This window comes from Sulfurivermis sp., from assembly GCF_059410345.1.
Genome location: NZ_JBLJDO010000007.1, coordinates 13,042 through 37,574 on the forward strand (window position 1 = coordinate 13,042; position 24,533 = coordinate 37,574).

28 protein-coding genes are annotated in these 24,533 nt (G+C 62.7%); 3 read left to right on the plus strand and 25 right to left on the minus strand.

Annotated elements, in window-relative coordinates:
* Window positions 1–54 precede the first annotated feature (54 nt).
* The 14 genes from acpS to rpoE all read right to left on the minus strand — a co-directional run bounded on the left by acpS (window position 55) and on the right by rpoE (window position 11,194).
* Window positions 55–435: a holo-ACP synthase gene (acpS, locus tag ACMV8A_RS07565; protein WP_495325159.1), complete on the minus strand. Its 381-nt coding sequence runs from the start codon at window positions 433–435 to the stop codon at window positions 55–57.
* Window positions 432–1,199 (minus strand): pyridoxine 5'-phosphate synthase, encoded by a 768-nt coding sequence (gene pdxJ / locus ACMV8A_RS07570; protein WP_495325160.1) that lies wholly within the window; start codon window positions 1,197–1,199, stop codon window positions 432–434. Before pdxJ ends, acpS begins: the two co-directional genes overlap by 4 nt.
* The gene (gene recO, locus ACMV8A_RS07575; protein ID WP_495325161.1) at window positions 1,196–1,951 is read right to left on the minus strand and encodes a DNA repair protein RecO; all 756 of its coding nucleotides are present in this window, start codon (window positions 1,949–1,951) and stop codon (window positions 1,196–1,198) included. The genes pdxJ and recO overlap by 4 nt, the downstream gene beginning before the upstream one ends.
* 170 nt (window positions 1,952–2,121) lie before the next feature.
* Window positions 2,122–3,024, minus strand: a complete 903-nt coding sequence (gene era / locus ACMV8A_RS07580; protein ID WP_495325162.1) for a GTPase Era — start codon at window positions 3,022–3,024, stop codon at window positions 2,122–2,124.
* Window positions 3,017–3,691 carry a ribonuclease III gene (rnc, locus tag ACMV8A_RS07585; RefSeq protein WP_495325163.1) on the minus strand — a complete coding sequence of 225 codons (675 nt, stop codon included), beginning with the start codon at window positions 3,689–3,691 and terminating at the stop codon, window positions 3,017–3,019. Before rnc ends, era begins: the two co-directional genes overlap by 8 nt.
* Entirely contained in the window at window positions 3,688–4,035 is a 348-nt protein-coding gene (locus ACMV8A_RS07590; RefSeq protein ID WP_495325164.1) for a DUF4845 domain-containing protein, read from the minus strand. Before ACMV8A_RS07590 ends, rnc begins: the two co-directional genes overlap by 4 nt.
* Window positions 4,036–4,086: 51 nt before the next feature.
* Window positions 4,087–4,908, minus strand: coding sequence for a signal peptidase I (gene lepB / locus ACMV8A_RS07595; RefSeq protein WP_495325165.1), 822 nt, complete (start codon window positions 4,906–4,908; stop codon window positions 4,087–4,089).
* Window positions 4,905–6,710, minus strand: coding sequence for a translation elongation factor 4 (gene lepA / locus ACMV8A_RS07600; RefSeq protein ID WP_495325166.1), 1,806 nt, complete (start codon window positions 6,708–6,710; stop codon window positions 4,905–4,907). The genes lepB and lepA overlap by 4 nt, the downstream gene beginning before the upstream one ends.
* 124 nt (window positions 6,711–6,834) lie before the next feature.
* Window positions 6,835–7,083 (minus strand): glutaredoxin family protein, encoded by a 249-nt coding sequence (locus ACMV8A_RS07605; RefSeq protein ID WP_495325167.1) that lies wholly within the window; start codon window positions 7,081–7,083, stop codon window positions 6,835–6,837.
* Complete coding sequence (locus tag ACMV8A_RS07610; protein ID WP_495325168.1) at window positions 7,080–8,531, minus strand: DegQ family serine endoprotease; 1,452 nt, start codon at window positions 8,529–8,531, stop codon at window positions 7,080–7,082. The genes ACMV8A_RS07605 and ACMV8A_RS07610 overlap by 4 nt, the downstream gene beginning before the upstream one ends.
* The gene (locus ACMV8A_RS07615) at window positions 8,521–9,015 is read right to left on the minus strand and encodes a SoxR reducing system RseC family protein (RefSeq protein WP_495325169.1); all 495 of its coding nucleotides are present in this window, start codon (window positions 9,013–9,015) and stop codon (window positions 8,521–8,523) included. The genes ACMV8A_RS07610 and ACMV8A_RS07615 overlap by 11 nt, the downstream gene beginning before the upstream one ends.
* Before the next feature lie 3 nt (window positions 9,016–9,018).
* Window positions 9,019–9,999, minus strand: a complete 981-nt coding sequence (locus ACMV8A_RS07620; protein WP_495325170.1) for a MucB/RseB C-terminal domain-containing protein — start codon at window positions 9,997–9,999, stop codon at window positions 9,019–9,021.
* Window positions 9,996–10,559, minus strand: coding sequence for a sigma-E factor negative regulatory protein (locus ACMV8A_RS07625; RefSeq protein WP_495325171.1), 564 nt, complete (start codon window positions 10,557–10,559; stop codon window positions 9,996–9,998). The genes ACMV8A_RS07620 and ACMV8A_RS07625 overlap by 4 nt, the downstream gene beginning before the upstream one ends.
* A 53-nt stretch (window positions 10,560–10,612) precedes the next feature.
* Window positions 10,613–11,194 (minus strand): RNA polymerase sigma factor RpoE, encoded by a 582-nt coding sequence (gene rpoE / locus ACMV8A_RS07630; protein ID WP_495325172.1) that lies wholly within the window; start codon window positions 11,192–11,194, stop codon window positions 10,613–10,615.
* Between the two features lie 183 nt (window positions 11,195–11,377).
* Between rpoE and nadB the strand changes: the two genes are divergently transcribed.
* Window positions 11,378–12,994 (plus strand): L-aspartate oxidase, encoded by a 1,617-nt coding sequence (gene nadB / locus ACMV8A_RS07635; protein WP_495325173.1) that lies wholly within the window; start codon window positions 11,378–11,380, stop codon window positions 12,992–12,994.
* 11 nt (window positions 12,995–13,005) lie between these two features.
* Here the strand turns inward: nadB and ACMV8A_RS07640 are convergent, their stop codons facing one another.
* The 6 genes from ACMV8A_RS07640 to sdhC all read right to left on the minus strand — a co-directional run bounded on the left by ACMV8A_RS07640 (window position 13,006) and on the right by sdhC (window position 16,868).
* Window positions 13,006–13,428: a protein YgfX gene (locus ACMV8A_RS07640; protein ID WP_495325174.1), complete on the minus strand. Its 423-nt coding sequence runs from the start codon at window positions 13,426–13,428 to the stop codon at window positions 13,006–13,008.
* Window positions 13,391–13,591 carry an FAD assembly factor SdhE gene (locus ACMV8A_RS07645; RefSeq protein ID WP_495325175.1) on the minus strand — a complete coding sequence of 67 codons (201 nt, stop codon included), beginning with the start codon at window positions 13,589–13,591 and terminating at the stop codon, window positions 13,391–13,393. The genes ACMV8A_RS07640 and ACMV8A_RS07645 overlap by 38 nt, the downstream gene beginning before the upstream one ends.
* A 92-nt stretch (window positions 13,592–13,683) precedes the next feature.
* Window positions 13,684–14,382: a succinate dehydrogenase iron-sulfur subunit gene (locus tag ACMV8A_RS07650; RefSeq protein ID WP_495325176.1), complete on the minus strand. Its 699-nt coding sequence runs from the start codon at window positions 14,380–14,382 to the stop codon at window positions 13,684–13,686.
* Window positions 14,383–14,395: 13 nt separating this feature from the next.
* Window positions 14,396–16,159 (minus strand): succinate dehydrogenase flavoprotein subunit, encoded by a 1,764-nt coding sequence (gene sdhA, locus ACMV8A_RS07655; protein WP_495325177.1) that lies wholly within the window; start codon window positions 16,157–16,159, stop codon window positions 14,396–14,398.
* The gene (gene sdhD / locus ACMV8A_RS07660) at window positions 16,156–16,494 is read right to left on the minus strand and encodes a succinate dehydrogenase, hydrophobic membrane anchor protein (protein ID WP_495325178.1); all 339 of its coding nucleotides are present in this window, start codon (window positions 16,492–16,494) and stop codon (window positions 16,156–16,158) included. Before sdhD ends, sdhA begins: the two co-directional genes overlap by 4 nt.
* Window positions 16,491–16,868 carry a succinate dehydrogenase, cytochrome b556 subunit gene (gene sdhC, locus ACMV8A_RS07665; RefSeq protein ID WP_495325179.1) on the minus strand — a complete coding sequence of 126 codons (378 nt, stop codon included), beginning with the start codon at window positions 16,866–16,868 and terminating at the stop codon, window positions 16,491–16,493. The genes sdhD and sdhC overlap by 4 nt, the downstream gene beginning before the upstream one ends.
* Before the next feature lie 121 nt (window positions 16,869–16,989).
* Here sdhC and ygfZ point away from each other — a divergent pair, with 121 nt between their 5' ends.
* Both ygfZ and ACMV8A_RS07675 read left to right on the plus strand, forming a co-directional pair.
* The gene (gene ygfZ / locus ACMV8A_RS07670; RefSeq protein WP_495325180.1) at window positions 16,990–18,057 is read left to right on the plus strand and encodes a CAF17-like 4Fe-4S cluster assembly/insertion protein YgfZ; all 1,068 of its coding nucleotides are present in this window, start codon (window positions 16,990–16,992) and stop codon (window positions 18,055–18,057) included.
* A 25-nt stretch (window positions 18,058–18,082) separates the two neighbouring features.
* Window positions 18,083–18,922 (plus strand): HDOD domain-containing protein, encoded by an 840-nt coding sequence (locus ACMV8A_RS07675; protein WP_495325181.1) that lies wholly within the window; start codon window positions 18,083–18,085, stop codon window positions 18,920–18,922.
* A 77-nt stretch (window positions 18,923–18,999) separates the two neighbouring features.
* On the opposite strand, the gene lysS is transcribed toward ACMV8A_RS07675, so the two are convergent.
* The 5 genes from lysS to recJ form a co-directional block, all read right to left on the minus strand.
* On the minus strand, window positions 19,000–20,496 hold the full coding sequence (gene lysS / locus ACMV8A_RS07680; protein WP_495325182.1) for a lysine--tRNA ligase: 1,497 nt from the start codon (window positions 20,494–20,496) through the stop codon (window positions 19,000–19,002).
* Window positions 20,497–20,592: 96 nt separating this feature from the next.
* A protein-coding gene (prfB, locus tag ACMV8A_RS07685) for a peptide chain release factor 2 (RefSeq protein WP_495325183.1) occupies window positions 20,593–21,691 on the minus strand; the annotation gives its coding sequence in 2 pieces (ribosomal slippage) (window positions 20,593–21,615 and window positions 21,617–21,691; 1,098 coding nt in all).
* 149 nt (window positions 21,692–21,840) lie between these two features.
* Window positions 21,841–22,323, minus strand: a complete 483-nt coding sequence (locus tag ACMV8A_RS07690) for a hypothetical protein (RefSeq protein WP_495325184.1) — start codon at window positions 22,321–22,323, stop codon at window positions 21,841–21,843.
* Between the two features lies 1 nt (window position 22,324).
* Window positions 22,325–22,636, minus strand: coding sequence for a hypothetical protein (locus ACMV8A_RS07695; protein WP_495325185.1), 312 nt, complete (start codon window positions 22,634–22,636; stop codon window positions 22,325–22,327).
* 141 nt (window positions 22,637–22,777) lie between these two features.
* Window positions 22,778–24,526 (minus strand): single-stranded-DNA-specific exonuclease RecJ, encoded by a 1,749-nt coding sequence (recJ, locus tag ACMV8A_RS07700; protein ID WP_495325186.1) that lies wholly within the window; start codon window positions 24,524–24,526, stop codon window positions 22,778–22,780.
* Window positions 24,527–24,533: the final 7 nt, after the last annotated feature.

The window sequence follows — 24,533 nt, forward strand, 5'->3', positions numbered from 1 at the left end:
CGGTCAGTAAGAATGTATCGCCACAGCGGCACACAGTGTACACGTCCGCATTTTTCAGCGGCGCATCAGGATCACGTAGGCGACGGCGTAGTCGTGTTCGTCCGCCAGGCTGAGAAAGCCCTCACCTATGCCACGCGCCTCCAGTAGATCCAGCGCGCGACCGCTGAAATGCAGCAGGGGCTTGCCCGCCTCGTCGTTGGAGACGCTGATGTCCTGCAACGACAGGCCGTGGCGGAAGCCAGTACCGATGGCCTTGGCTGCCGCCTCCTTGGCGGCAAAACGCTTGGCGAGGAAGCGTGCCGGATGCACGGCGCTGCGATAAGCCGCCTTTTCCTCTGCCGCCAAGATGCGGACGGCAAAGCGTTCGCCATGACGCTCCAGGGCGCGCGCCATGCGCGCCACGGCGACGATGTCGGTACCGATGCCGTAAATCATCCGCAGTGGCTGCCGATGAGCGCCTGCCGGCGCTCCTCCACCATCAGGCGCTTCATCTCGGCCACGGCAGATTGGAAGCCGGTGAACAGGGCACGGGCGACGATGGCGTGACCGATATTGAGTTCGTGGATGCCGGTCATGCGCGCGATGGGGGCGACGTTGTGATAGTGCAGGCCGTGGCCGGCATTGACGCGCAGCCCCACCTGCTGGCCGATGGCCACCGCGCGTTCGATGCGCGCCAGTTCGGCGGCGACCGCATCGCGCTCGGTAAGGTCGGCGTAATGGCCGGTATGGATCTCGATGCACGGCGCGCCGCAGGCCGCGGCCGCCTCCACCTGGCGGGTATCGGCATCGATGAACAGTGACACGCGCACCCCGGCGTCGGCCAGACGCTGGCAGGCCTCGCGGATGCGCTCCTTCTGACCGGCGACATCGAGGCCGCCCTCGGTGGTCAACTCCTCGCGCCGTTCCGGTACCAGGCAGCAGTCCACCGGCTTGATGCGTTCGGCGATGGTCAGCATCTCCTCGGTGACCGCCATCTCCAGGTTCATGCGCGTCTGCAGGATACCGGCCAGCAGCTCCACATCGCGCTCCTGAATGTGGCGACGATCCTCACGCAGATGCAGGGTGATGCTGTCCGCACCGGCCTGTTCGGCCTCGATGGCCGCCTGGATCGGATCGGGATAGCGCGTACCACGCTGCTGACGCAGGGTGGCGACGTGGTCGATGTTCACGCCGAGCAGGATTTCATACAACGCATTCACAGTTCTTCATCCTCTTGATGTGCCGCGAGCAAATCGGCCCGGCCGGCATAGGTCTGGCGAAACAGTTCGCGGCTGCGTAGCGGCCGGGTGCCCAGATGCTGGGCCAGGATGGTGCGCATCAAAACCTTGGCCTCGGCCAGCACACGCTCATCGGCCCCCTCTTCCGCCGCCAGTGCCAGCAGGGTGGCGCCATGAACACACGGGCCAGGCTGTTCGGTGGCATTTTCACGCATGGGCCCCTGGTGCACATGGTAGCAATAGCGCAGCGCAGGTTGAATCATGACATCGCCGTGGGCCTCATGCTCCAGCAACAGGCCGTAGCCCAGCTCCTGCAACAGCGCCTTCTCGAACAGACGCAGCGTCCACTCCGGCTGTTGCGGCACGGCCGCCAGCCGTTGCAGGGCCAGCTCGTAGGCATGAAACAGCTCTTCGTGCGGGTCGTGGCGTTGCAGCAGGCGCAGCAGCAGTTCGTTGAGATAGAAGGCGCTGATCAGGGCGCGCCCCGCCAATGGCGGCAGGCCGCCGCGGCCCTCCACGCCGGTGAGCGTGGCGAGCTCGCCGCGCCCGGACCAGGACAATAGCAGGGGTACGAAGGCTTGCAGCAGACCGCGTCCCGCGCCCTTGCCGCTGCGCGCACCACGCGCCACCAGGCCAACACGCCCGGCATCGAGGCTGAAGGCCTCCAGCAGCAGACTGGTTTCGCGGTAGGGCTGGCGGTGCAGGATGTAGGCAGGGCGCAGCTCGGTCCGCATTGATTTGAAAACCTCTGTCAGTCCGCAAATGAACGCGAATGGACGCAAATACCCATAGTGTTGCCGGGATACCAACGTTCATCCAGTGGGAGGCAGCGCGGTGGCCTTACGCTCTTGATCTTTCGTCATCATTTGCGTTCATTCGCGGAGTTAACCGCATACTATGCGGCTTACTCGTCCGTGTAGCCCAGACTGGACAGGGCGCGATCGTCATCGGACCAGCCTTCCTTTACCTTGACCCACAGCTGCAGAAATACCTTGCTGTCGAACAGCTTTTCCATGTCGGTGCGCGCCGCCTGGCCAACCTTTTTCAGCACGCTGCCGCCCTTGCCGATGACGATGGGCTTCTGACTGTCGCGCTCGATCCAGATCACGGCGGCGATATTGAGCATGCCATCCTCCTCCTTGAACTGCTCGATCTCCACCGTCAATTCATAGGGCAGTTCCTGGCCCAGGGTGCGCATCAGCTTTTCGCGCACGATCTCGGCAGCAAGAAAGCGCGAGCTGCGATCGGTGATCTGGTCTTCGGCGTAAAACGGCTCATTCTCGGGCAGGTGTTGTGCCACCACCCGTTCCAACTCGTCCAGGTTGCCGCGGCGCAGTGCGGACACCGGCACCAGGGCGGCGAAATCCATCTTCTTCGCCAGCCCCTGCAACAGCGGCAGCAACTCCGCCTTGTCTTTGATGTGATCGATCTTATTCACGGCCAGAACCACCGGTACCTCGGCGGTACGCAGCTGGCGCAGCACGTTGTCGTCATCCTCGGTCCAGCGGGTCGCCTCGACCACAAAGATGATCAGGTCCACATCGGTCAGGGTGCTCTTGGCCGTGCGGTTCATGTAGCGGTTGACCGCCTTTTTGGCGTTGAGGTGTAGGCCTGGCGTGTCGACAAACACTATCTGATAGTCGGCTTCGGTCTTGATGCCGATGATGCGATGGCGGGTGGTCTGTGGCTTGCTGGAGGTGATGCTGATCTTTTGGCCGATGAGGTGGTTCATCAGCGTCGACTTGCCCACGTTGGGGCGGCCGACCAGGGCCACATAGCCACAACGAAAGGATTTGGATTCAGGCATTTTCCAGCGCTCGCAAGGCAAGTTCTGCGGCGGCCTGCTCGGCCTTGCGGCGGCTGGCTGCGGCAGCGATAGTGGGTTCGCTCAAGCCCTCCACCGTACAACTGACGGTGAAGGTCTGTTCATGCGCCTCCCCTTCCATGGCAGTCACGCTATAGGTGGGCAGGGGTAAACGGCGGGCCTGCAAAAACTCTTGCAGACGGGTCTTTGGATCCTTCAGATTGGCGGCAGGCTGTACGGCGTCGATCTTCTCTTCGTACAATTCAAGGATCAACTGCCGGGCACGTTCGATATCGCTGTCTAGATAGACGGCGCCGAAGATCGCCTCCAGGGCGTCGGCCAGAATCGACTCGCGGCGGTAGCCGCCGCTCTTGAGTTCCCCGGAGCCCAGATTGAGGCAATCCCCCAGTTTGAGGTCCAGTGCGATGAGGGCCAGCGTATCGCCCTTCACCAGCGAGGCGCGCAGGCGGCTCAGGGTTCCCTCGTTGACGTTGCCGAAGCGACGATACAACTCGGCCGAGATGACGAAACTGAGCACGGCATCGCCGAGAAACTCCAGCCGCTCATTATTGTGGCTGCCCACACTACGGTGGGTGAGCGCCATTTCCAGCAGCCCCGGGTCACGGAAATTATAGCCGAGGTTACGGCAGAGCGTGTCCAACGGCTTCAACGGGCAGCAACCTCCACCGTATCGTCGAAGCTGACCAGGAAGCTGATGTTATAGACAAATGGCACTACCACCTCGTAGGCGACGTTGACGCGATAGATGTTGCCGTCACGCTGAATGGTAATGTCTTCGCGCTTTACGCGCTTGACGTCGTTGATATCCAGGCGTCGCACCAATGCCTCGCGCAATTCGCCGGGACCGGCACCGCGTAAGCCCTGATCCGAGACCAGGGAGTCCATGGACGAGTTGACACTCAAGTGTTCCATGTACACCGGGAACAGCTTGAGTCCAGTAACGGCAATGACACCTGCAATGGCAAACACGACCACCCAACTGATCAGTGTCATGCCGGCTTGCTGCCGTCTCACAGCAATCGAGTTCATCATGTCCTACGCTCCTTATTTGACGCTGCTGCCGATACGGCCCCAGTCAATGCGGCCGGCGGCCGTATCCCAATTCATCCAGATGAAGAAGGCCTTGCCTACCAGATTGCCCTCCGGAACCGTGCCCCAGAAGCGACTATCCCGACTGTTGTCACGATTGTCGCCCATAACGAAATACTGTCCTTCACCCACGGTGTATTCAAAGCCGTGTTCGAAACCTTCCGGGACCACCAGGATTTGGTGGCTGCTGCCGTTGAGGGTCTCTTCGCGCACGTTGGCGCCGGTCATCACCGCGCCCGAGCCGGCGCCCACATAACTGGTTACGTATTTCTGCGGCACTTCGGTCCCATTGATATAGAGCACCTTGTTGCGATAGGCAACGGTATCGCCCGGCACGCCGATGACGCGCTTGATGTAGTCGACGCGCGGGTCTTCCGGATAGCGGAACACGATGATCTCGCCGCGCTGCGGCGAACCCAGATCCAGGAAACGGGTATTGAGCACCGGCAGGCGCAGGCCATAGGAGAACTTGTTCACTAGGATGAAGTCGCCTACCAGCAGGGTCGGCATCATCGAACCGGAAGGGATGCGGAACGGCTCCACCACAAAGGAGCGGATCAGCAGGACAATGAGTATCACCGGGAAGAAGGAGCGGGACAGGTCGACCAGGTAGGGGGCCTTACCAACAGCCTCGGTCAGCGCATCCCCCTTGGCGCCGGCGCCGGCGGCGGCGGCGCTGGCACGGCGCTTGGGTGCCCACAGCACGATGTCCAGCAACCACACCACGCCGGTGATTGCCGTGGCCAACACCAATATCAACGGAAAATCCATGCTCAACCCTTCTTACCTACGTGCAGGACGGCAAAGAAAGCCTCCTGCGGAATTTCGACCGTACCGACCTGCTTCATGCGCTTCTTGCCAGCCTTCTGCTTTTCCAGCAGTTTGCGCTTGCGGCTCACGTCACCGCCGTAGCACTTGGCCAGCACATTCTTGCGCATCGCCTTGACGTTGGTGCGAGCGATGATGTGGGAACCGATGGACGCCTGAATGGCGACATCGAACATCTGGCGCGGGATCAGCTCGCGCATCTTCTCGGCCAGCTCACGGCCGCGCACCTGGGCCTGGTCACGGTGCACGATGACCGCCAGGGCATCGACCCGTTCGCCATTGATCATGATGTCCAGCTTGACCAGGTTGGCCACCTGGAAGCGGTTGAACTGATAGTCCATGGAGGCAAAGCCGCGGCTGCACGACTTCAGGCGATCGAAGAAATCGAGTACCACTTCGTTGAGCGGTAGTTCATAGTTGACAGATACCTGTTTGCCCGCGAACTGCATGTTCTTCTGCACACCGCGCTTTTCCGTGCACAGGGTCAGCACGTTACCCAGATAGTCCTGCGGCACCAGGATATTGGCGGTGATGATCGGCTCGCGGATCTCGGCGATGTAGTTGGGCTCGGGCAGGTTGGCCGGATTGTCCACCTTGAGGATCTCGCCCTTGGTGGTGAGCACCTCATAGATGACGGTGGGCGCGGTGGTGATCAGGTCCAGATCGTATTCGCGCTCCAGCCGCTCCTGGATGATCTCCATGTGCAGCATGCCGAGAAACCCGCAGCGGAAGCCGAAGCCCAACGCCTGCGAGGTTTCCGGCTCATAGAACAAGGCAGCATCGTTGAGGCGCAGCTTGGCCAGCGCCTCGCGCAGATTTTCGTAGTCCTCGGCACTGATGGGGAACAGGCCGGCAAATACACGCGGTTGCACCGGACGGAAGCCGGGCAGTGGCACCGCGGCGGGACGATCGGTCAGGGTGATGGTATCGCCCACCGGCGCGCCGTCGATCTCCTTGATGCCGGCGATGATGAAGCCCACCTCGCCCGCCTCCAGCGCCTGGGTGTCCTTCATCTTCGGTGTGAATACGCCGACGCGGTCCACCTGATAGCTGCGGCCGGTGGACATGATGGTGACCTTTTGTTTGGGCTTGAGTGCGCCCTGCATCACGCGCACCAGCGACACCACGCCCAGGTAGTTGTCGAACCAGGAGTCGATGATCAGGGCCTGCAGCGGTGCGGCGCGGTCGCCTTTGGGCGCCGGTATCTTGGTGACCAGTTGCTCCAGCAGGTCGTCGATGCCGAGACCACTCTTGGCGCTGACCAGAACGGAATCGCTGGCCTCGATACCGATGATCTCCTCGATTTCGGCGATCACCCGCTGCGGTTCTGCTGCCGGCAGGTCAATCTTGTTCAGTACCGGCATCACCTCCAGGCCCTGCTCGATGGCGGTGTAGCAGTTGGCGACGGTCTGGGCCTCGACGCCCTGGGAGGCGTCCACCACCAGCAGCGCGCCTTCACAGGCGGCCAGCGAACGTGACACCTCGTAGGAGAAGTCGACATGACCCGGGGTATCGATGAAGTTGAGGTGATAGACTTCGCCGTTGCGCGCCTTGTAGTCCAGGGACACGCTCTGCGCCTTGATGGTGATGCCGCGCTCGCGCTCCAAGTCCATGGAGTCGAGCACCTGGGCCTCCATCTCGCGCTCGGTCAGGCCGCCACAGACCTGGATGAAACGGTCGGCGATGGTGGATTTGCCGTGGTCGATATGGGCGATGATGGAAAAATTGCGAATGTGCTCGAGGTCGCTCACTGAAGGGGGTTCCGTTGAAAGCGCCGCTCACGGCCTTCCATGGCCTCCGCGGCATAAGTCCATCCGTGGACAAAACGAAGAGGCGCCACAACGGGCGCCACAGTGGGCGAAATTGTACAGAAAATCAGGGGGCTGCGAAATAGCGCCGGACGGTATCTTGATCCAGGAAATAGTGGCACAACTCCCCCTGGGGGGAGGTCAGCACCGGCACCCACTCGCCGTAGCGCTGCTCCAGCAGCGGGTCGGAATCCACATCGATGGTATGCAGGTTGAATTGCAATTCCTGCTGCAGCAGGCGCAGGGCCAGCAGCATGTCGTCGCACAGCGAACAGCCGTAGCGCAGGTACAGCGTCAATTTACGCTCAGCCGTCACTTGGGCAACCGCAGGGCGAGGAAGATGGGGCCGCTGCGGCGCTGTATCAGGACCGGCACCGACTTCCCCTTGGGCAACTCGCGCACCAGCTTGTTGAAGTGTGCCACATTGTCCACGTCCACGTTGTTCAGCTTGAGCAGCACGTCGCCGCGGCGGATACCCGCTTCCTGCGCCGGCCCGGCCTCCACCTGTTGTACCAGTACCCCCTGGCGCTGCTCCAGTCCCAGCTCCTTGCGCTGCTCGGGTGTCAGATCGGTGACGGTGACATTGAGGCGGTTGTCGCTGCTGCTGCTGGGCTTGCCCTCGGCCAGGGTGAGTTCCTCATCCTTGGGCAGCTCCTCCACCCGCACGGTAAGCGTTTGGCGCTTGCCGTTGCGGATCACGCTGACCTTGGTGTCGGCATTGATACGGCTGCGGCCTACTATCGGGGGCAGATCCGACGAAGAATCGATGGTTTTACCCCCGAATTCCACGATGATATCCCCCACTTCGATGCCGGCTTTGGCCGCCGGACCGTCTTTGAGCACCTTGGCGACCAGGGCGCCGGCCGGGCGTTTCATGCCGAAGGACTCGGCCAGCTCGCGGGTCACGTCCTGGATCAGGACACCGAGCCAGCCGCGGGTGACATAACCCTTATCCTTGAGCTGGGCAACGACATCCATGGCCACGTCGACCGGGATGGCGAAGGATAGCCCCATGAAGCCGCCGGTGCGGCTATAAATCTGCGAATTGATGCCGATCACCTCACCGTCCAGATTGAACAGCGGGCCGCCGGAGTTGCCGGGGTTGATGGCCACATCGGTCTGGATGAAGGGCACGTAGCTCTCGCTGGGCAGGCTGCGGCCCAGGGCGCTGACCACACCGACGGAGACGGAATGGTCGAAGCCGAAGGGTGAGCCGATGGCCATGACCCATTCGCCGACCTTGATCCTGTCGGCCTGGCCGAACGTGACCACCGGCAGGCCGCTGGCCTCCACCTTGAGCAGGGCGAGGTCGCTGCGCTTGTCGGCGCCGATCAGTTTGGCCAACAGTTCGCGCCGATCACTCAGCCGTACCAGAATTTCGTCGGCCCCCTCCACCACATGGTTGTTGGTAAGGATGAAGCCGTCACCATCGATGACAAAGCCGGAACCCAGCGAGCGAGCGCCTTCGCGCTCCCGCGGTTCGGGCATCTCGCCCGGATTGCCGAAGAAATGGCGGAACAGATCGCCCCACGGCCCCTCCTCCGGAAATTCGGGCAGGGGCATGCCGGGCGGCAGGCGCAGTTGCGGCTGCTGCGCCCGTGGTTTCTGCTTGGTGCTGATGTTGACCACCGCGGGGCCGTATTTTTCCACCAATACGGTAAAGTCGGGCAACTCACGCGCCCCGGCGTTGCCGGCCAGAAACAGGAGCACGAGAAACAGCCAGGAAAGGTGTAGTGTCGATCGTGTCATGGGACTAATTCGCATGGGTTTTTCCTGAAAGAAAATTCACCGTTGCCGTGGGCGTGGCACGACGCAGAATCACTGGTCTGTGTGTCGGGTCACCGCTCCAGCGCCGGTTGCGCCGGCGCAACCACAGAAAGCCTGTGCCGAGACCAACCAAACCGCCGACGATGGCCGGTGCATCGCTGCCGGCCAGGCCCAGCTGCGGTGCCAGACCTTCCGCCAGCAATGCGCCCGCCACCAAGGTAAGCAAGGGCAGCAGGTAGACGGCGGCCGAGCCGCGCACCAGCAGCGACTCGCTGATACCTACGACGACCTCGTCACCCGGCTCGGCGCCGATGGGATTGAGCACTTCGACCTCGTGGCCACGGGCGCCGAACAGACCGGCCAGGGCGCCGGTGCCACAGCCCTTGCGGGCAGAGCAACTGCCGCAGCTGCTGCGGCGCTCGGTCTGTACCCAGGCGGAATCTCCCGCCGTGCGCATCACCCGTCCGCTCTCTTCGATCATGTTTCAGTTCCGCAGGGCGACCGATTCGGCAATGCGGCGCGCCGTTACCGGAGGGACCTCGCCCATCACGGTGATGTAGTAGCCATGATGGCTGCGCGTGTAGGTGTTGACCGCGCCCAAGCGCAGGCCCCCGATGAACCCTTCGCGCCCCTCGCCCTCCGGCTCGATGAACACCGACACCGAGGCCAGCCCGTCGCTGAACAGCAGGTGCTCCACCTGGGCATTGGTGCCGGCGATGATGTGGTGACGGTGATTTTCCAGCACGAAGCCGGGCGGCAGTTCGCCGACCATCCAGCGTTCGGCGGCGTCATGCCATTCCAGGTTTTCCCGGTTGCGTTGCCACACCACGTCGCGGCCGCGGGTTTCCGGCTCCAGCAGGGCCGGCGGCAGGGTGTCGTAAAACTCCAGGGCGGTAAACATCAGCTGTTCCACCACCGCACCCTCTTCGTTATACAGCTCGGAACGCAGCAGCAGCCCCTTGTCATGATGCAGCCACAGGGCGTGGCCATAGCGGTAGCGGTCCAGAGGGGTGATGACGATCTTGCGGGCATTGTGGCCGGCAATGCGTTCATCGCCGCCATCGCTGAAGCGGTAATAGCGCTCCAGGGTCTCCAGGCGTTGCGGCAGATCCAGCGGCAGGCGGCGCGCGGGACCGGTGTTTTCCACCACGACCTCATTGTCGTCGGGCAGGATGCAGGTGACCTTTTCGTTGTCGCGGATCACTTCACGGGACGGCCCGCTCAAACTCAACAGACGCTCTTTTTCGGTCCCGTTGTTGCTGCTGTGCACGATGCGCATGGTCTGCATGTGGCCATCGTGCGAATAGACGAAGGTGCCGTCGTAGTCGAGCTGGTGGGCGGCCTGTGACATCCGCTCCAGCCAAAGTCGCGGATTTTGGGTTGGTACGCCGGCCAGTACGTCCGACGCCAGGGTCGCAGCGAACAGGACGCCACCGACCAAGGGGGCGATAACGGCTTGCTTCACTTGGCCTTCTCGTTGCTGACGATACGCACATAGGGCAGTACGCCCTGCATGCCGGAAGAGACGGAATACTCGTTGTGGTTCACCAGATAGGAATTGAGCCGGCCACGGGCGGCCTGTTCCGCCACCGTCACGGGAGTGGCGGTACTGGCCAGCTGCACCATCTCGTGAGCCGGCCGCGCATTCTGCGCCATCTGCAGCGGGGCCGGACCGGCGCCGGGCTGCACGTCATCCTGCTGGACGGTGAGGATGGCCACGGCTGCCACCGAGGCGGCGATGGCCAGACCGGCGGCTTGTTTGGCCAGAGACGGCAGGCGCGGTTTGCGGCGCGGCGCCAGCAGGGTCGGCTCCTGCTCCAGCGCCTGGTGTACCCGCAGGTGCAGCCTGCTGGCCTGCGCCGAGGCGAGGTTGGCGTGCAGGGCGTCGCCGATCAGATGATATCGGCTCCACACCCCCTGCGCCTCGGTGTCGTGCCGCAGCCGTTCCAGTGCCTGGCGCAGCGCGGGACCGCGCAGTTCATCGTCCACCAGGGCCGAAATCGTTTCACTTGTGTGGTTTGCCATGTCCTACCGCCTCGGGTCTTGCCGTGTTCGGGTTGTCGCCTGATAACGCTTAGTCACTCAAGCAGGGGCTTGAGTTTCGTATCTATCGCCTCGCGTGCGCGAAATATGCGCGAACGCACCGTGCCGATGGGGCAATTCATGGCCTCGGCAATCTCTTCATAGCTGAGTCCCTCCAGTTCCCGGAGGGTGATGGCGGTACGCAGGTCTTCGGGCAGGTCTTCGATGGCACGGAAGATGGTGCGCTCGATCTCGTCCTTGAGCGCCAGGTGTTCGGGGGTGTCGCTTTCGCGCAGGGAGCCGGAGGACTCCATGTCCAGCTGGACGGCATCGGCGGCGTCGATGTCGGTGTCGGGCGGGCGCCGCCCCAGGGAAACCAGGTGATTCTTGGCCGTATTGATGGCAATGCGGTATAGCCAGGTATAGAACGCGCTCTCGCCGCGGAAATTGGCCAGGGCGCGGTAGGCCTTGATGAAGGTTTCCTGGGCAACGTCGAGCGACTCATCCGGATCCCGTACATAGCGTGAAATCAGCTTGACGATCTTGTGCTGATACTTCTGCACCAGGAGGTCGAACGCACGCTTGTCTCCCTGCTGGACGCGCTCGACGAGTTCCTGATCAACATGTTGCACGCCCATGGGGGCCTACCCTTTCATCCTTCGTTCGAGGCGACACCCTGCTGGACACCGGGTATAGACTGACTTTGCTGCCGGGAGTTCGCCAAAACATTACGTTTTTCGTATAGTTGCGCATCATAAACAAGCCGGCCTCCCAGGGCCAGCGTCCTTCGCATCCTGCCCGAGGCCACTTTGCGCGATTTCATGCACGGCGAACAGCATCACTATGACGTCCTGGTCATCGGCAGCGGTGCCGCCGGCCTCACCGTGGCCCTCAATCTGCCTTCTTCGCTTGAGATCGCCGTGCTGGCCAAGGCCGTCAGTTCCGAAGGCTCCACCTACTACGCCCAGGGCGGCGTGGCGGCAGTGCTGGATGCCCATGACTCGGTGGAATCCCATATCGAAGATACGCTCAACGCCGGCGCCGGACTGTGCCACGCGGATGCCGTGCGCTACACCGTGGAGCACAGCCGGGAGGCCATCCAGTGGCTGATCGACGAAGGCGTGGCCTTCACCGGCGAGAACGGTGAGGACCACCATAACGACTACCACCTCACCCGCGAGGGTGGCCACAGCCACCGCCGCGTGATCCATGCCGCCGACGCCACCGGCCGTGCCATCGAAACCACCCTCCTCGACCAGGCCCGTGCCCGCGGCAACATCGCCCTGCACGCCAATCGCATTGCAGTGGACCTGATCACCAGCGCCAAGCTGGGCCGCGGCGGCAACCGGGTGCTCGGCGCCTATGTGCTGGACCGCAACAAGGGCAAGGTGGAGGTCTACCGTGCGCGCACCGTGGTACTGGCCACCGGCGGCGCCAGCAAGGTCTACCTGTATACCTCCAACCCGGACATCTCCACCGGCGACGGCATCGCCATGGCCTGGCGCGCCGGTTGCCGGGTGGCCAATATGGAATTCAACCAATTCCATCCCACCTGCCTGTATCATCCCAAGGCCAAGTCCTTCCTCATCACCGAGGCGGTGCGTGGCGAAGGCGGCAGGCTGCTGTTGCCGGACGGCACGCGCTTCATGCAACGCTTCGATCCGCGCGGCGAACTGGCACCGCGCGACATCGTGGCCCGCGCCATCGATCACGAGATCAAGCGTCTGGGTGTGGAGTGCCTATATCTGGATATCAGCCATCGTCCGGCGGAATTCATCCAGAGCCACTTCCCCACGGTCTATGCCCGTTGTCTGGAGTTCGGTATCGACATCACCCGCGAGCCGATCCCGGTGGTGCCCGCCGCCCACTACACCTGCGGCGGCGTGATGGTGGATCTCAACGGCCGTACCGATATCCATGGCCTGTATGCCGCCGGCGAGGTCACCTTCACCGGTCTGCACGGCGCAAACCGGCTGGCCAGCAACTCATTGCTGGAGTGCCTGGTGTTCGGCCGCGCCGCGGCCCTGGATATCGCCTCCCGTCTGAGTGAACTGCCGCCGGTGGACGCCTTGCCCGCCTGGGACGAAAGCCGTGTCACCGATTCCGATGAAGAAGTGGTGGTGTCGCACAACTGGGAAGAGCTGCGCCGCTTCATGTGGGACTATGTGGGCATCGTACGCACCGACAAGCGTCTGCAACGGGCCAAGCGCCGCGTCGATCTGCTTTGCTGTGAGATTCACGACTACTACGGCAATTTCCGCGTCACCAACGACCTGCTGGAGCTGCGCAACCTGGTGCAGGTGGCCGATCTCATCATCCGCTCCGCCATGGCGCGCAAGGAAAGCCGCGGCCTGCATTACACCCTGGATTACCCGGACCCCGCCCCCGGCGAGCCGCAGGACACCATCCTGACACCGGACAACTCGCCGCTGCGCTGAGCGTTATTCCCTCATACCCGCTCCAGTCGCAGCGCCACCCGCAGCGCCCGGAATTGCTCTGCCGGCAGGCTGTCACCAAGCAGCGTGAGGCTGTGGCGGCAACCACCCTCCTCGCTTACGCGGAGCACCACCAGCCAGGGGGTGAGCACGGTATCGGGCAGCAGCCGTACCGGCACGACGCTGCCGTCGTCCCGGTGCCACAACCAGCCGCCGTCGCTTTCGCGCGCCAACCGCACCTGGGTCAGGCAGCGGCGCCGGTAATGGCGATAGCTGAACCAGAGCAGCGGCAGCAGCAGGGCCGGCCAGAGATGGTCTGGTGCCATCCCTAACAGCAGGATGGCGCTGGCCAGGTGGCTTACCCGCAGCAGGCGCAGCAGGCGGTGCGAGGGTTGCGGCTCAAGGTACAGCGGTGTGACGGATGCATGCGATGACATGGGCGAGGTCTCCATCCATGGGCTGCCGGTGCCCCAGCAGATACTCCAGCAACTCCTGATCCGGCAGCTCCAGCAGGCGTTCGAAGTCCGCGTGCTGCCGGGGAGCCAGCGCCGCATAGCCGTGGCGCAGGAATTCTTCCAGCAGGATATCCAGTTCCAGCATTCCCCGCCGGCAACGCCAGTGGAGCCGGCGCTGTTTGCAGTTGCTGCTTTCGGGCTCTGCGGGCGCGGCCTGGTTCATGAGGTATGCGCCGCTCATACCTGATGGGTGAGCATCAAGGCCTTGATGCGCCCGATGGCCTGCGTTGGATTGAGTCCCTTGGGGCACACGTCAACACAACTCATGATGGTGTGGCAGCGGAACAGGCGGTAAGGCCCATCCAGCTCGGAGAGACGCTGCGCCTTGGCATGATCGCGGCTATCGGCGAGAAAACGCCAGGCCTGCAACAGCGCCGCCGGGCCGCGGAACTGCTCTGGATTCCACCAGAACGAGGGGCAGGCCGTGGTACAGCAGGCGCACAGGATGCACTCATACAAACCATCGAGTTGGGCACGCTGCTCCGGCGTTTGCGGGCGCTCCACTTCCGGCTCAGGATCGTGGGCGATGAGATAGGGTTTTACGGAACGGTAGTGGTGATAGAACTGGCTCAGATCCACCACCAGATCACGGATCACCGGCAGCTTGGGCAGCGGCCGCACCGTTACCGGCTCGCGCAGTTCCGCCAGCGGCGTGACACAGGCCAATACGTTGCGGCCGTTGACGTTGAGTCCGTCCGAACCGCACACGCCCTCACCGCAGGAATGGCGAAAGCTCAGGCTCTCATCCTGTGACGCCTTCATTTCCAGCAGGGCATCGCGCAGCATCATACCCGGCCGCACATCGCGCAGCGCGAAGGGCTGCATATAGGGTGCGACGTCGGTGTCCGGATTGTAGCGATGGATGAGAAATTTCATGGCGGGCGCTACTTCAGTAGGTTCTTTCCTGCGGCGGGAAGGACTCCACCGTCAACGGTTTCATGCGTACCGGCTTGTAGTCGAGGGTGCGGCCCTCGCGGAAGAACAGCGTATGGCGCAGCCAGCGCTCGTCGTCGCGGCCGGGATAGTCGACCCGCGTGTGGGCACCGCGACTCTCGGTGCGGCCCAGGGCCGAGGTGACAGTGGCCAGCGCCAACTCCATCAGGTTTTCCAGTTCCAGCGCCTCGATGCGCGCGGTGTTGAATACCCGGCTGTGATCGCGCAGCACAGCCTGCTGCAGGCGCTGCTGCAACTGCAACACCTTATCCAATCCCTGCTCCAATATCTCACGGCTGCGGAACACACCGCAGTGATCCTCCATCACCTGTTGCAGCTCACGCCGCAGGCCATCGACGCTTTCGCCATCACCACGCCGCTCCCAGCGCGCAAGGCGTGCCAGGGCCTGCTCGACACTGGCCGGATTGGGCGGACGGTGGAAGCGGTTTTCGCGCAGGAATTCGATGATGTCGTTGCCAGCGGCGCGGCCGAATACCACGATGTCGAGCAGCGAATTGCCGCCCAGGCGATTGGCGCCGTGCACCGAGACGCAGGCGCACTCGCCCACCGCATACAGTCCCGGCACGACCTCTTCGCCCTGCCCCGCCGGCACTACCACGCGGCCGTGGCGATCGGTGGGAATCCCTCCCATGGTGTAGTGGGCGGTGGGATAGACCGGGATCGGCGCGTGCGCCGGGTCGATGTGGAGGAAGGTCTTGGCCAGTTCGCGGATCGCCGGCAGGCGCTCGGCCACTACCGCTTCACCCAGGTGGTCCACCTTGAGCAGCACATGGTCGCCCTGCGGGCCGCAACCCCGCCCCTCTTTCACCTCGGTGTAGATGGCGCGGCTGACCACATCGCGGCTGGCGAGATCCTTGGCGTGCGGTGCATAGCGCTCCATGAAACGCTCGCCGTGCCGGTTGATCAAATAGCCGCCTTCACCGCGCACCCCCTCCGAGATCAGCATGCCCTTGCCGTGTATGCCGGTAGGATGGAACTGAAAGAACTCCATATCCTGCAACGGGATACCGGCACGCAGCGCCATCGCCATGCCATCGCCGGTATTGATGCGGGCGTTGGTGTTGGTGCGAAACAGCTGGCCGGCACCGCCGGTGGCGATGAGTGTGGTCTTGGCCTCGATGAGCAGAGGCTCGCCGGTTTCGATCTCCAGCGCCAGGGCGCCGAGGATGTAGCCCTGCTCGTCGCGGATGAGATCGACGGCGAAGTATTCGTCGAAGAAGTGGGTACGAGCGCGGATGTTCTGCTGATACAGCGTATGCAGGATGGCGTGGCCGGTGCGGTCCGCCGCGGCGCAGGCACGTGCCGCCTGCTCGCCGCCGAAGTTCTGGCTCTGGCCGCCGAAGCGGCGCTGGTAGATGCGGCCGTTGGGCAGGCGCGAAAACGGTACGCCGGCGTGCTCCAATTCGACCACGATATTGGCCGCGGCACGGCACATGTATTCGATGGCATCCTGGTCGCCCAGGTAATCGCTGCCCTTGATGGTGTCGTACATGTGCCAATGCCAATTGTCCGGCAATACATTGGCCAGCGCCGCGTTGATGCCGCCCTGCGCCGCCACGGTGTGCGAACGGATGGGGAATACCTTGGACACCACCGCCACACTGGCCTCCGCCTGCGCCAGTTGCAGCGCGGCACGCAGGCCGCCGCCGCCGGCGCCGATGACCAGGGTGTCGAACTTGCGGGTGACGAGCGGCCTCATCTCATCACTCCGATCAGGATGCGCAGCAGCCACACGGCCAGGACCAGCAGCCAGCCCCATAGCAGGGCCAGCAGCGCGAGCCGCAGCAGTGGGGCGCGCACATAGTCAAGGATCACATCACGTATGCCGACCCAGGCATGGACCAGCAGGGCGATGAATAGCAGCGCTGCACCGATGCCCATGGCCGGTTGCGCCCACAGCGCACGCCAGGCGGCATGGTCGGTAACCGGATGGAGCAGGAAATATATCAGCGCCCACAGGGTGTAGCCGGCCAGGTACAGGGCGCTCAGCCGCTGCAGCATCCAGGCACGCAGGCCGGTGATCTGATGACTCATGGCCACAGCACCCCCAGCAGCAGGGCCAGCAACCCGAAGGCGCCGACCCACCAGGCGCTACGACGGGCGGTGCCCCGCTCCCCCCCAATCTCGGCGTCAATGAGCAGCAGGCGCAGCCCCGCGGCGAGGTGATGGGCCAATGCCCAGACCATCAGGGCTGTGAAAAAATGCGTCGGCCAGCCCTGCAGCAGTTGCTGCACGGCAGCATACCCGTCGGCATCGGCCAGCGAGCGCTCCAGCAACCCGATGGCCGGGGCCAGGGCAAGAAACAGTAAGATGCCGGACAGCCGATGAAGGATAGACATCAGCGCCGTCACCGGCAGATGGAGTTGCAGCAGATGGAAGAAAACCGGGCGTTTGCTCTGGGGCGTCATGGGTTGAGAAGTATATCAGAGCCCCAATAACAGCCCCGAAAGTTTCCCGTTTCACTGTGGTATTACCAAGACAGGCCTATTTGGCTATGATGGGCCATCACGAGCATATGAGGACTCGGGTATGTTGAGCGAATGGCAGGCATTTCTCCAGCAATCAGGCGCCACCCTCGCCGCGGGGCGGGTGGAACACTTCGGCGCGCCCGAGGCAGAGCAGGCGGCGGCCCTGCAGGGGGATATCATCGTCGATCTGTCGCACTTCGGCCTGCTGCGCGTAGAGGGACCGGATAGCCTCACCTTCATGCAGGGACAGTTCACCAATGACGTGCGTCAGGTGACCGCCGACCGCAGCCAGCTCAGTGGCCATCTCAGCCCCAAGGGGCGTCTGTTCAATGTCTTTCGCCTGTTCCAGCGCGACGGCGCCTATTATCTGCGCATGCCGGCGGAACTGGTGCAGCCGGCACTGGAGCGCCTGCGCAAATACGTGCTGATGTCCAAGGTGACCCTGGCCGATGCCGGCGACAGCCTGCTGCGCCTCGGTGTCTCCGGCCCGCACGCCTACGCCCGGCTGTCGCAGGACCTGGATCGTATGCCGCAGGCGGCCGATGAAGTCGCTCACGGCAAGGGCCTGACCGTAATTCGCGTCGCTGGTCCCCATCCGCGTGCCGAAGTCTACGGCGATACCGCCAGCATCAAGGCGCTGTGGCAGCGCCTGGGCGCGGTGGCCAAACCGGCCGGTGCCGCCGCCTGGGCCCTGCTCGACATCCATGCCGGCCTGCCCAATGTCTTTCCAGCCAATGTCGAGGCCTTCGTACCGCAGATGGTCAACCTCCAGCTGGTCAACGGCGTCAGCTTTCGCAAGGGCTGCTATACCGGCCAGGAGGTGGTGGCGCGCATGCAGTACCTCGGCACACTGAAGCGACGCATGTACCTGGCCCATATCGCCGGTGATACCGTACCGGTCCCCGGCACCGAACTGTATTGCAGCAACTCCGACAGCGGTCAGGGGGCCGGCAAGGTGGTCGATGCCCAGCCTGCCCCCGGTGGTGGCGCCGATTTGCTGGTGGTGGTGCAGGTTTCATTGCTGGAGAATAATGACGAAGTGCGCATTGGCGATGCTGCCGGTGCCCCTTTGCAGTTCAAATCGCTGCCCTACGCCTTTCCGGTAGAGGCGCAGGACACCGGAAGTTAATGCCAGATAACAATAGGGAATAACCGTGACTGATATCAGCCGCCAGTTTTACGACGAACTGCTTGCCGACCTGGAACACAACCGCCTGGTATTGCCGACACTGCCTGAAGTGGCACTCAAGGTGCGCGAGGTGGTAGATGACCCGGATTCGTCCATCGGCGATCTGGTCAAGACCATCGTCAGCGATCCGGCCTTGAGCGCGCGCCTGATTCAGGTGGCGAACAGCCCGCTGATGCGCGCCGGGCGCAAGATCGAAAGCGTGGATGCGGCGGTCAGCCGCCTCGGCATGCGCATCGTGCGCGACCTCGCCACCAGCATGGTGATGCAGCAGATGTTCCAGGCCACTTCCGATGTGACCGACAAGCGCCTGCGTGAGCTGTGGGAACACAGCACCGAGGTGGCGGCCATCTGCCACGCCCTGGCCGGTCAGTTCACCAAGCTGAATCCCGAGCAGGCCCTATTGGCCGGTCTGGTGCACGATATCGGCGCCATGCCGATCCTCACCAAGGCCGAGGATTTTCCGGAGCTGCTGCAGGACGAAAAGGCACTGGACTGGGTTATCCGGGAACTGCATCCCCGTGTCGGTGGCGCCATCCTGCGTTCCTGGAATTTCCCGCCGGAGTTGGTGGATGTCGCCGAGAAGCATGAAGACACCGGCTACAACTCGGCGGCGACAGACTTTGTCGATGTGGTGATCGTGGCCAACCTGCAAGCCTATCTGGGCACCGACCATCCCTTGGGTCAACATGACCTGAGTGTAGTACCTGCCTTTGCCAAGTTGGGACTCAGCCCGGATGTGAATGTAATCGAAATGGACGAGACGGGTGACGCGATCCGCGAAACCCAGCAGTTGCTGAATATTTAGTATCGAACCACCAATTAAAAAAGCCGGTTCCCGCGAGGGAACCGGCTTTTTCTTTGGCAAGCTGACGTAGGAAATTGTTACATCGGCCGCATGTGCGGGAACAGCAGCACATCGCGGATCGATGGTGCGTCGGTGAACAGCATCACCAGGCGATCGATGCCGATACCCTCACCCGCCGTGGGCGGCAGACCGTGTTCCAACGCCACAATATAGTCGGCATCAAAGTGCATGGCCTCATCATCGCCAGCGTCTTTTTCCAGCACCTGCTTGCGGAAACGCTCCGCCTGATCTTCCGGATCATTCAACTCGGAGAAACCGTTGGCGATCTCGCGCCCGCCGATAAAGAACTCGAAGCGGTCGGTCACCGTCGGGTCGTTATCGTTGAGACGCGCCAGCGGCGATATCTCGGTGGGATAGGCGGTGATGAAGGTCGGCTGCATCAGCTTGTGCTCCACCGTTTCCTCGAAGATCAGCGTCTGCACCTTGCCCAGGCCAAAGCTTGGCTTCACCTCCTGCCCCAGGGCGCGCGCAATCTTGCTCGCCTCCTCCAGACTTTCCAACTGTTCCGCCGTGATCTTCGGGTTGTAGGCCAGGATCGATTCCTTCATGGTCATGCGCTTGAAGGGTGAACCAAAATCAAACTCCTGCCCCTGGTAGGTGATGGTGGTAGTACCGAGGATGTCGCGTGCCAGGGAACGCAACAATTCCTCAGTGAGGTCCATCAGGTCACGATAGTCGGCATAGGCCTGGTAAAACTCGATCATGGTGAACTCGGGGTTGTGCCGGGTCGACAGCCCTTCGTTGCGGAAATTGCGGTTGATCTCGAACACGCGCTCGAAACCACCCACCACCAAACGCTTCAAATACAGCTCAGGCGCAATGCGCAGGTACAAGTCCATGTCGAGGGCATTGTGATGCGTGACAAAGGGTCGCGCACTGGCGCCGCCCGGAATCACGTGCATCATCGGCGTTTCCACTTCAAGGAAGCCGTGATCAACCATGAATTCACGAATCAGATGGATGATGCGTGAGCGGATGCGGAAGGTGTTGCGCGATACGTCATTGGCGATGAGATCGATATAGCGCTGGCGATAGCGTGTCTCCTGATCGCTCAGCCCCTGCCACTTTTCCGGCAGCGGACGCAGCGCCTTGGTGAGCAGGCGGATGCTGTCCACCCGTACCGACAACTCGCCCGCCTTGGTGCGAAACAGTGTGCCCTCGGCGCCGACGATATCGCCGATATCCCAGCGCTTGAAGTCGTCATAGGCATCGGTGCCAATGGCATCGCGCTGGACAAACAACTGGATCTGTCCCGCCATGTCCTTGATGTGGGTGAACGACACCTTGCCCATGACGCGCTTCAACATCATGCGCCCCGCCACACTGACACGCACGGGAGTGGCTTCCAGCGCCGCCTCGTCCAACTCGCCATAGCGGGCATGCAACTCGCCGGTCATCACGTTGCGCCGGAAGTCGTTGGGGAAGGGGTTGCCGCGTTCGCGCAAGGCATGCAGCTTGGCGCGCCGCTCGGCGATCAGCTTGTTCTCGTCCTGCTTCTGTTCGATATCGCTCATAGCAATAGATCCAAATAAACCACGGAGGACTCGGAGGACACGGAGACGACGGGGTTATACCTTCGTGAACTCCGTGCCCTCCGTGGTCAACAGATGTTACAGGCCACTTTTCAGGCTGGCCTCGATGAAGTCGTCCAGGTCGCCATCCAGCACGGCCTGGGTGTTGCCGGTTTCCACGCCGGTACGCAAATCCTTGATGCGCGACTGGTCCAGTACATAGGAGCGGATCTGGCTGCCCCAGCCGATGTCGGACTTACTGTCTTCCAGTGCCTGCTTTTCCGCGTTGCGTTTTTGCAGCTCCATCTCGTAGAGCTTGGCGCGCAGCTGATTCATGGCGGTATCACGGTTCTGGTGTTGCGACCGCTGGTTCTGACAGGCGCAGACGATGCCCGTGGGAATGTGGGTGATACGCACGGCTGACTCGGTACGGTTGACGTGCTGACCGCCGGCACCAGAGGCACGGTAGACGTCAACCCGCAAATCCGCCGGATTGATTTCGATATCTATATTCTCGTCCACCTCGGGTGACACAAACACCGAGGCAAAGGAGGTGTGGCGGCGGTTGCCGGAGTCGAACGGCGACTTGCGCACCAAGCGGTGCACACCGGTTTCGGTACGCAGCCAACCGTAGGCATAGGGACCCTGGATGTGGATGGTGGCGCTCTTGATGCCGGCCACTTCACCCTCGGACACTTCCATCAATTCGGTCTTGAAACCACGGCGCTCACCCCAGCGCAGGTACATGCGCAACAGCATGCTGGCCCAGTCCTGCGCCTCGGTGCCGCCAGAACCGGCTTGGATGTCCAGATAGGCATTATTGGGGTCCATGGCGCCGGAGAACATGCGGCGGAATTCCAGCTCGCCGAGGCGCTTGTCGGCCTTTTCCAGGTCCGTAGCCACTTCACCGAGCATGGCCTCGTCACCCTCCTCGCCGGCCATTTCCAGCAACTCTTCCGAGTCGCCAAGGATGCGTTCCAGGCCTTCGATGGTGTTGACGATTTCTTCCAGTTGGGCGCGTTCGCGTCCCAACGCCTGGGCGCGCTCGGGGTCGTTCCAAACCTCCGGGTCTTCCAGCTCGCGGACAACTTCGGTCAGACGTTCGCTTTTGACAGCGAAGTCAAAGATACCCCCTCAGGGCGTCTAGGCGCCCCTGCATCTCTTTGATGCTACGGGAAAGTGTGTTGAATTCCAGCATGGTTCCAGGACGGCAAAACGAAAACGGCGATGATACTACAGCCACCCTTGCAGGGTGAACTGTTTGGCCAGCGGCGACGGCGCAAAACAGTGCGCCTTCCTCGCCAAACAACGGCTCAGACCGCAGGGGGGGGCGGCAACAGGCCCGGTTCAGAGCCCTTTGAGAACGGTACTGCAGCGCGCCATCAGCGCGTCGGCCTTCTTCTCGTCGATGAGCAGGCGCACCAGTTTCTTGCAGCTATTGACCACCTCCTGTAAGCCCTCGGGGCTGTCCGGGGCGGCCTCCAGCTTGCTGACGATCTTGCCGGCATCGGCCCCCAGCACTTCCTTGGCGATGGCGATAAGCGCGGCCTTGATGGCAGGAATATTCTGATCCTTGGGCACCGTACAGGCCTCGTCGGAGCCGCTCATGCTGACCCCGCCGATGGAAATGAAGCCCTGCTCCGCCAGAGACCGCAAACTGCCCGGCACATCCGGCAGGGCTGCACCCTTTTCATCCACCAGCTGTTGTACCGACGTTCTGCCGTCGATGAGGATCAACACATAGCGCAGGTTTCGATCCAGGCCGTACTTACGGCTCTGGATCTCCTCCTCGCCCTTGGGGGTCTTGGCTACGATCGCGCTGCGGTCCATGTTAGTCGGTCAGCTCCTGAATAATCTGGTAAATAAGCTTTACCGTGATCAGCACGTAGATGGCACCGAAGAAGAAGATCAGGGATGCAATCAGACGCATCAACTCGGCCGGCAGGGCGCCGAAGAACGGTGTGGCCAGGTAACCGACACTGAACAGCACCACCAGCATGACCAGGAAGTTCCAGCGCTTGCCGATGACGCCGCCCGGGATCCTGGCTTTGAGGGTATAGACCTGAATCAGGCAAAAGATCATCACCAGAATGGCGGCGAAACTGATGATGAGGGAAATATCGATATTGAGGATGTTTTGCATAGCCTTCCCTTCCTGTGTGGTGTTTTTATGGTGTTGTCACGGTCTGTAGCGACCGTTGTTTTTATGTGATGCGCTTCGCAAAATAACCCTGACCGCGTCGATAGGTCAATAGCGGCCGTGTTCGGCCTCCCGCCGCCTAAATCACAGTCCGACAACAGGTTCCATATATTCCACGATAAGCTGCACGGTCTTCCGCTCACGAAACTCATTGACGTCCAGGCGATAGGCCAGCCGGACCTGACCGGTAACCCCCTGCCACCGCGCCAGATCGGCGTGGAAAGCGATGGCGTCCACCGAGGCGGCTTGGTTGGCCCAGCGCAACACCAGTTTCACATGCTTCTCCCCCACCACGCGCTGCGAAACGATGTCGAACACGCCGTCAAACAGGGGTTCGGGGAAACCTTGCCCCCAGGGGCTGAGAAAGCGCAGCGCCTCGGCCAGCTCCAGCTCGGCCTCACCGGGCGAGAGCTCGCCGTCGCTGAGGAGTTCATAAGCCGGCGGCTGTGGACCGAGCTGGCGCTGCACCTCATCGTCGAAGGCACGGCGGAAGGTGTCCAGCGCCTCGCGCCGCAGCGTCAGGCCAGCGGCCATGGCATGGCCGCCGAATTTGACCAGCAGGCCGGGATGGCGGGCGGCGACTGCATCCAAGGCATCGCGGATATGCAGCCCCGGCACCGAGCGGGCGGAGCCTTTGATTTCCTCATCACCGCTGTCCGTAAACACGATCACCGGGCGGTGCAGACGGTCCTTGATACGCGAGGCGAGGATGCCGATGACACCCTGGTGCCAGGCCGGGTCGTACAGGCACAGGCCCACCGGCAGCGCGGCGCTGTCTTCCAGGTGCATGCGGCGCAACTCGGCCAACGCCTGCTCCTTCATTTCGTCCTCCACGCCACGCCGTTCCTGATTGAGCTGGTCCAGAGTCTGCGCCAGGGGTCGTGCCGTGTGCAGCGAGTCGCTCAACAGGCAGCGGATGCCGAGGCTCATGTCGTCCATACGGCCAGCGGCGTTGAGACGCGGCCCGATGGCAAAGCCCAGGTCGGCCGCGACCAGCCGTGCCGCCTGACGGCCGGCCACTTCCAGCAGGGCGAGCAGGCCAGGCGAGATATTGCCGGATCGCATGCGCGCCAGCCCCTGCGCCACCAGGATGCGGTTGACCTGATCCAGCGGCACCACATCGGCCACCGTGCCCAGCGCCACCAGATCCAGCAGCTGGGCCAGATTGGGTTCCGCGATGCCGCGGCGCGCAAACCAGTTGTCCTGGCGCAGACGGTTGCGCAGTGCCAGCATGACGTAGAAGATGACGCCGACGCCGGCCAGCACCTTGGAGGGAAAGGTATCGCCCGGCTGGTTGGGATTGACGATGGCGTCGGCGGCGGGCAGTTCCGCTGCCGGCAGGTGGTGGTCGGTGACCAGTACCTTGATGCCGCGTCCCCGTGCGGCGGCCACCCCGTCCAGACTGGAGATGCCGTTGTCCACGGTGACGATCAGATCCGGTGCGCGTTCGGCGGCGACGGCGACGATCTCCGGGGTCAGGCCGTAGCCGTACTCAAAACGGTTGGGGACCAGGAAATCCACCTGTTGCGCCCCCAACATGCGCAGGGCGCGCAAGGCCAGCGCGGTGCTGGTGGCGCCATCGGCATCGAAGTCGCCCACGACCAGGATGTGCTGATTTTGCACCAGGGCATGCGCCAGCAAATCGGTTGCGGCCTCGATGCCACGCAGCCGTGTGAACGGCGGCAGACGATCGAGCGTGTGCTCCAGCTCATCGGGATGCGCAATGCCGCGGCTGGCGCAGATACGCGCCGCCAGCGGGGGCAGCGCCTGCGCCAGTGCGTGATACTGCTCCGGTACCGCACGACGGACGATGGGGCGTTGTTTGTTGGTCATCGGTGCG

Coding starts and splice junctions, on each gene's coding strand:
- ACMV8A_RS07650 (WP_495325176.1), bottom strand. CDS start 14,382: ATGAAATTTCTCATCCATCGCTACAATCCGGACACCGACGTCGCACCC.
- nadB (WP_495325173.1), top strand. CDS start 11,378: ATGCACGGCGAACAGCATCACTATGACGTCCTGGTCATCGGCAGCGGT.
- ACMV8A_RS07610 (WP_495325168.1), bottom strand. CDS start 8,531: ATGCGAATTAGTCCCATGACACGATCGACACTACACCTTTCCTGGCTG.
- sdhC (WP_495325179.1), bottom strand. CDS start 16,868: ATGACGCCCCAGAGCAAACGCCCGGTTTTCTTCCATCTGCTGCAACTC.
- ACMV8A_RS07590 (WP_495325164.1), bottom strand. CDS start 4,035: ATGACACTGATCAGTTGGGTGGTCGTGTTTGCCATTGCAGGTGTCATT.
- sdhA (WP_495325177.1), bottom strand. CDS start 16,159: ATGAGGCCGCTCGTCACCCGCAAGTTCGACACCCTGGTCATCGGCGCC.
- recJ (WP_495325186.1), bottom strand. CDS start 24,526: ATGACCAACAAACAACGCCCCATCGTCCGTCGTGCGGTACCGGAGCAG.
- sdhD (WP_495325178.1), bottom strand. CDS start 16,494: ATGAGTCATCAGATCACCGGCCTGCGTGCCTGGATGCTGCAGCGGCTG.
- era (WP_495325162.1), bottom strand. CDS start 3,024: ATGCCTGAATCCAAATCCTTTCGTTGTGGCTATGTGGCCCTGGTCGGC.
- ACMV8A_RS07615 (WP_495325169.1), bottom strand. CDS start 9,015: ATGATCGAAGAGAGCGGACGGGTGATGCGCACGGCGGGAGATTCCGCC.
- ACMV8A_RS07690 (WP_495325184.1), bottom strand. CDS start 22,323: ATGGACCGCAGCGCGATCGTAGCCAAGACCCCCAAGGGCGAGGAGGAG.
- ACMV8A_RS07640 (WP_495325174.1), bottom strand. CDS start 13,428: ATGTCATCGCATGCATCCGTCACACCGCTGTACCTTGAGCCGCAACCC.
- rpoE (WP_495325172.1), bottom strand. CDS start 11,194: ATGGGCGTGCAACATGTTGATCAGGAACTCGTCGAGCGCGTCCAGCAG.
- ACMV8A_RS07645 (WP_495325175.1), bottom strand. CDS start 13,591: ATGCTGGAACTGGATATCCTGCTGGAAGAATTCCTGCGCCACGGCTAT.
- acpS (WP_495325159.1), bottom strand. CDS start 435: ATGATTTACGGCATCGGTACCGACATCGTCGCCGTGGCGCGCATGGCG.
- ACMV8A_RS07625 (WP_495325171.1), bottom strand. CDS start 10,559: ATGGCAAACCACACAAGTGAAACGATTTCGGCCCTGGTGGACGATGAA.
- lysS (WP_495325182.1), bottom strand. CDS start 20,496: ATGAGCGATATCGAACAGAAGCAGGACGAGAACAAGCTGATCGCCGAG.
- ACMV8A_RS07695 (WP_495325185.1), bottom strand. CDS start 22,636: ATGCAAAACATCCTCAATATCGATATTTCCCTCATCATCAGTTTCGCC.
- recO (WP_495325161.1), bottom strand. CDS start 1,951: ATGCGGACCGAGCTGCGCCCTGCCTACATCCTGCACCGCCAGCCCTAC.
- ygfZ (WP_495325180.1), top strand. CDS start 16,990: ATGTTGAGCGAATGGCAGGCATTTCTCCAGCAATCAGGCGCCACCCTC.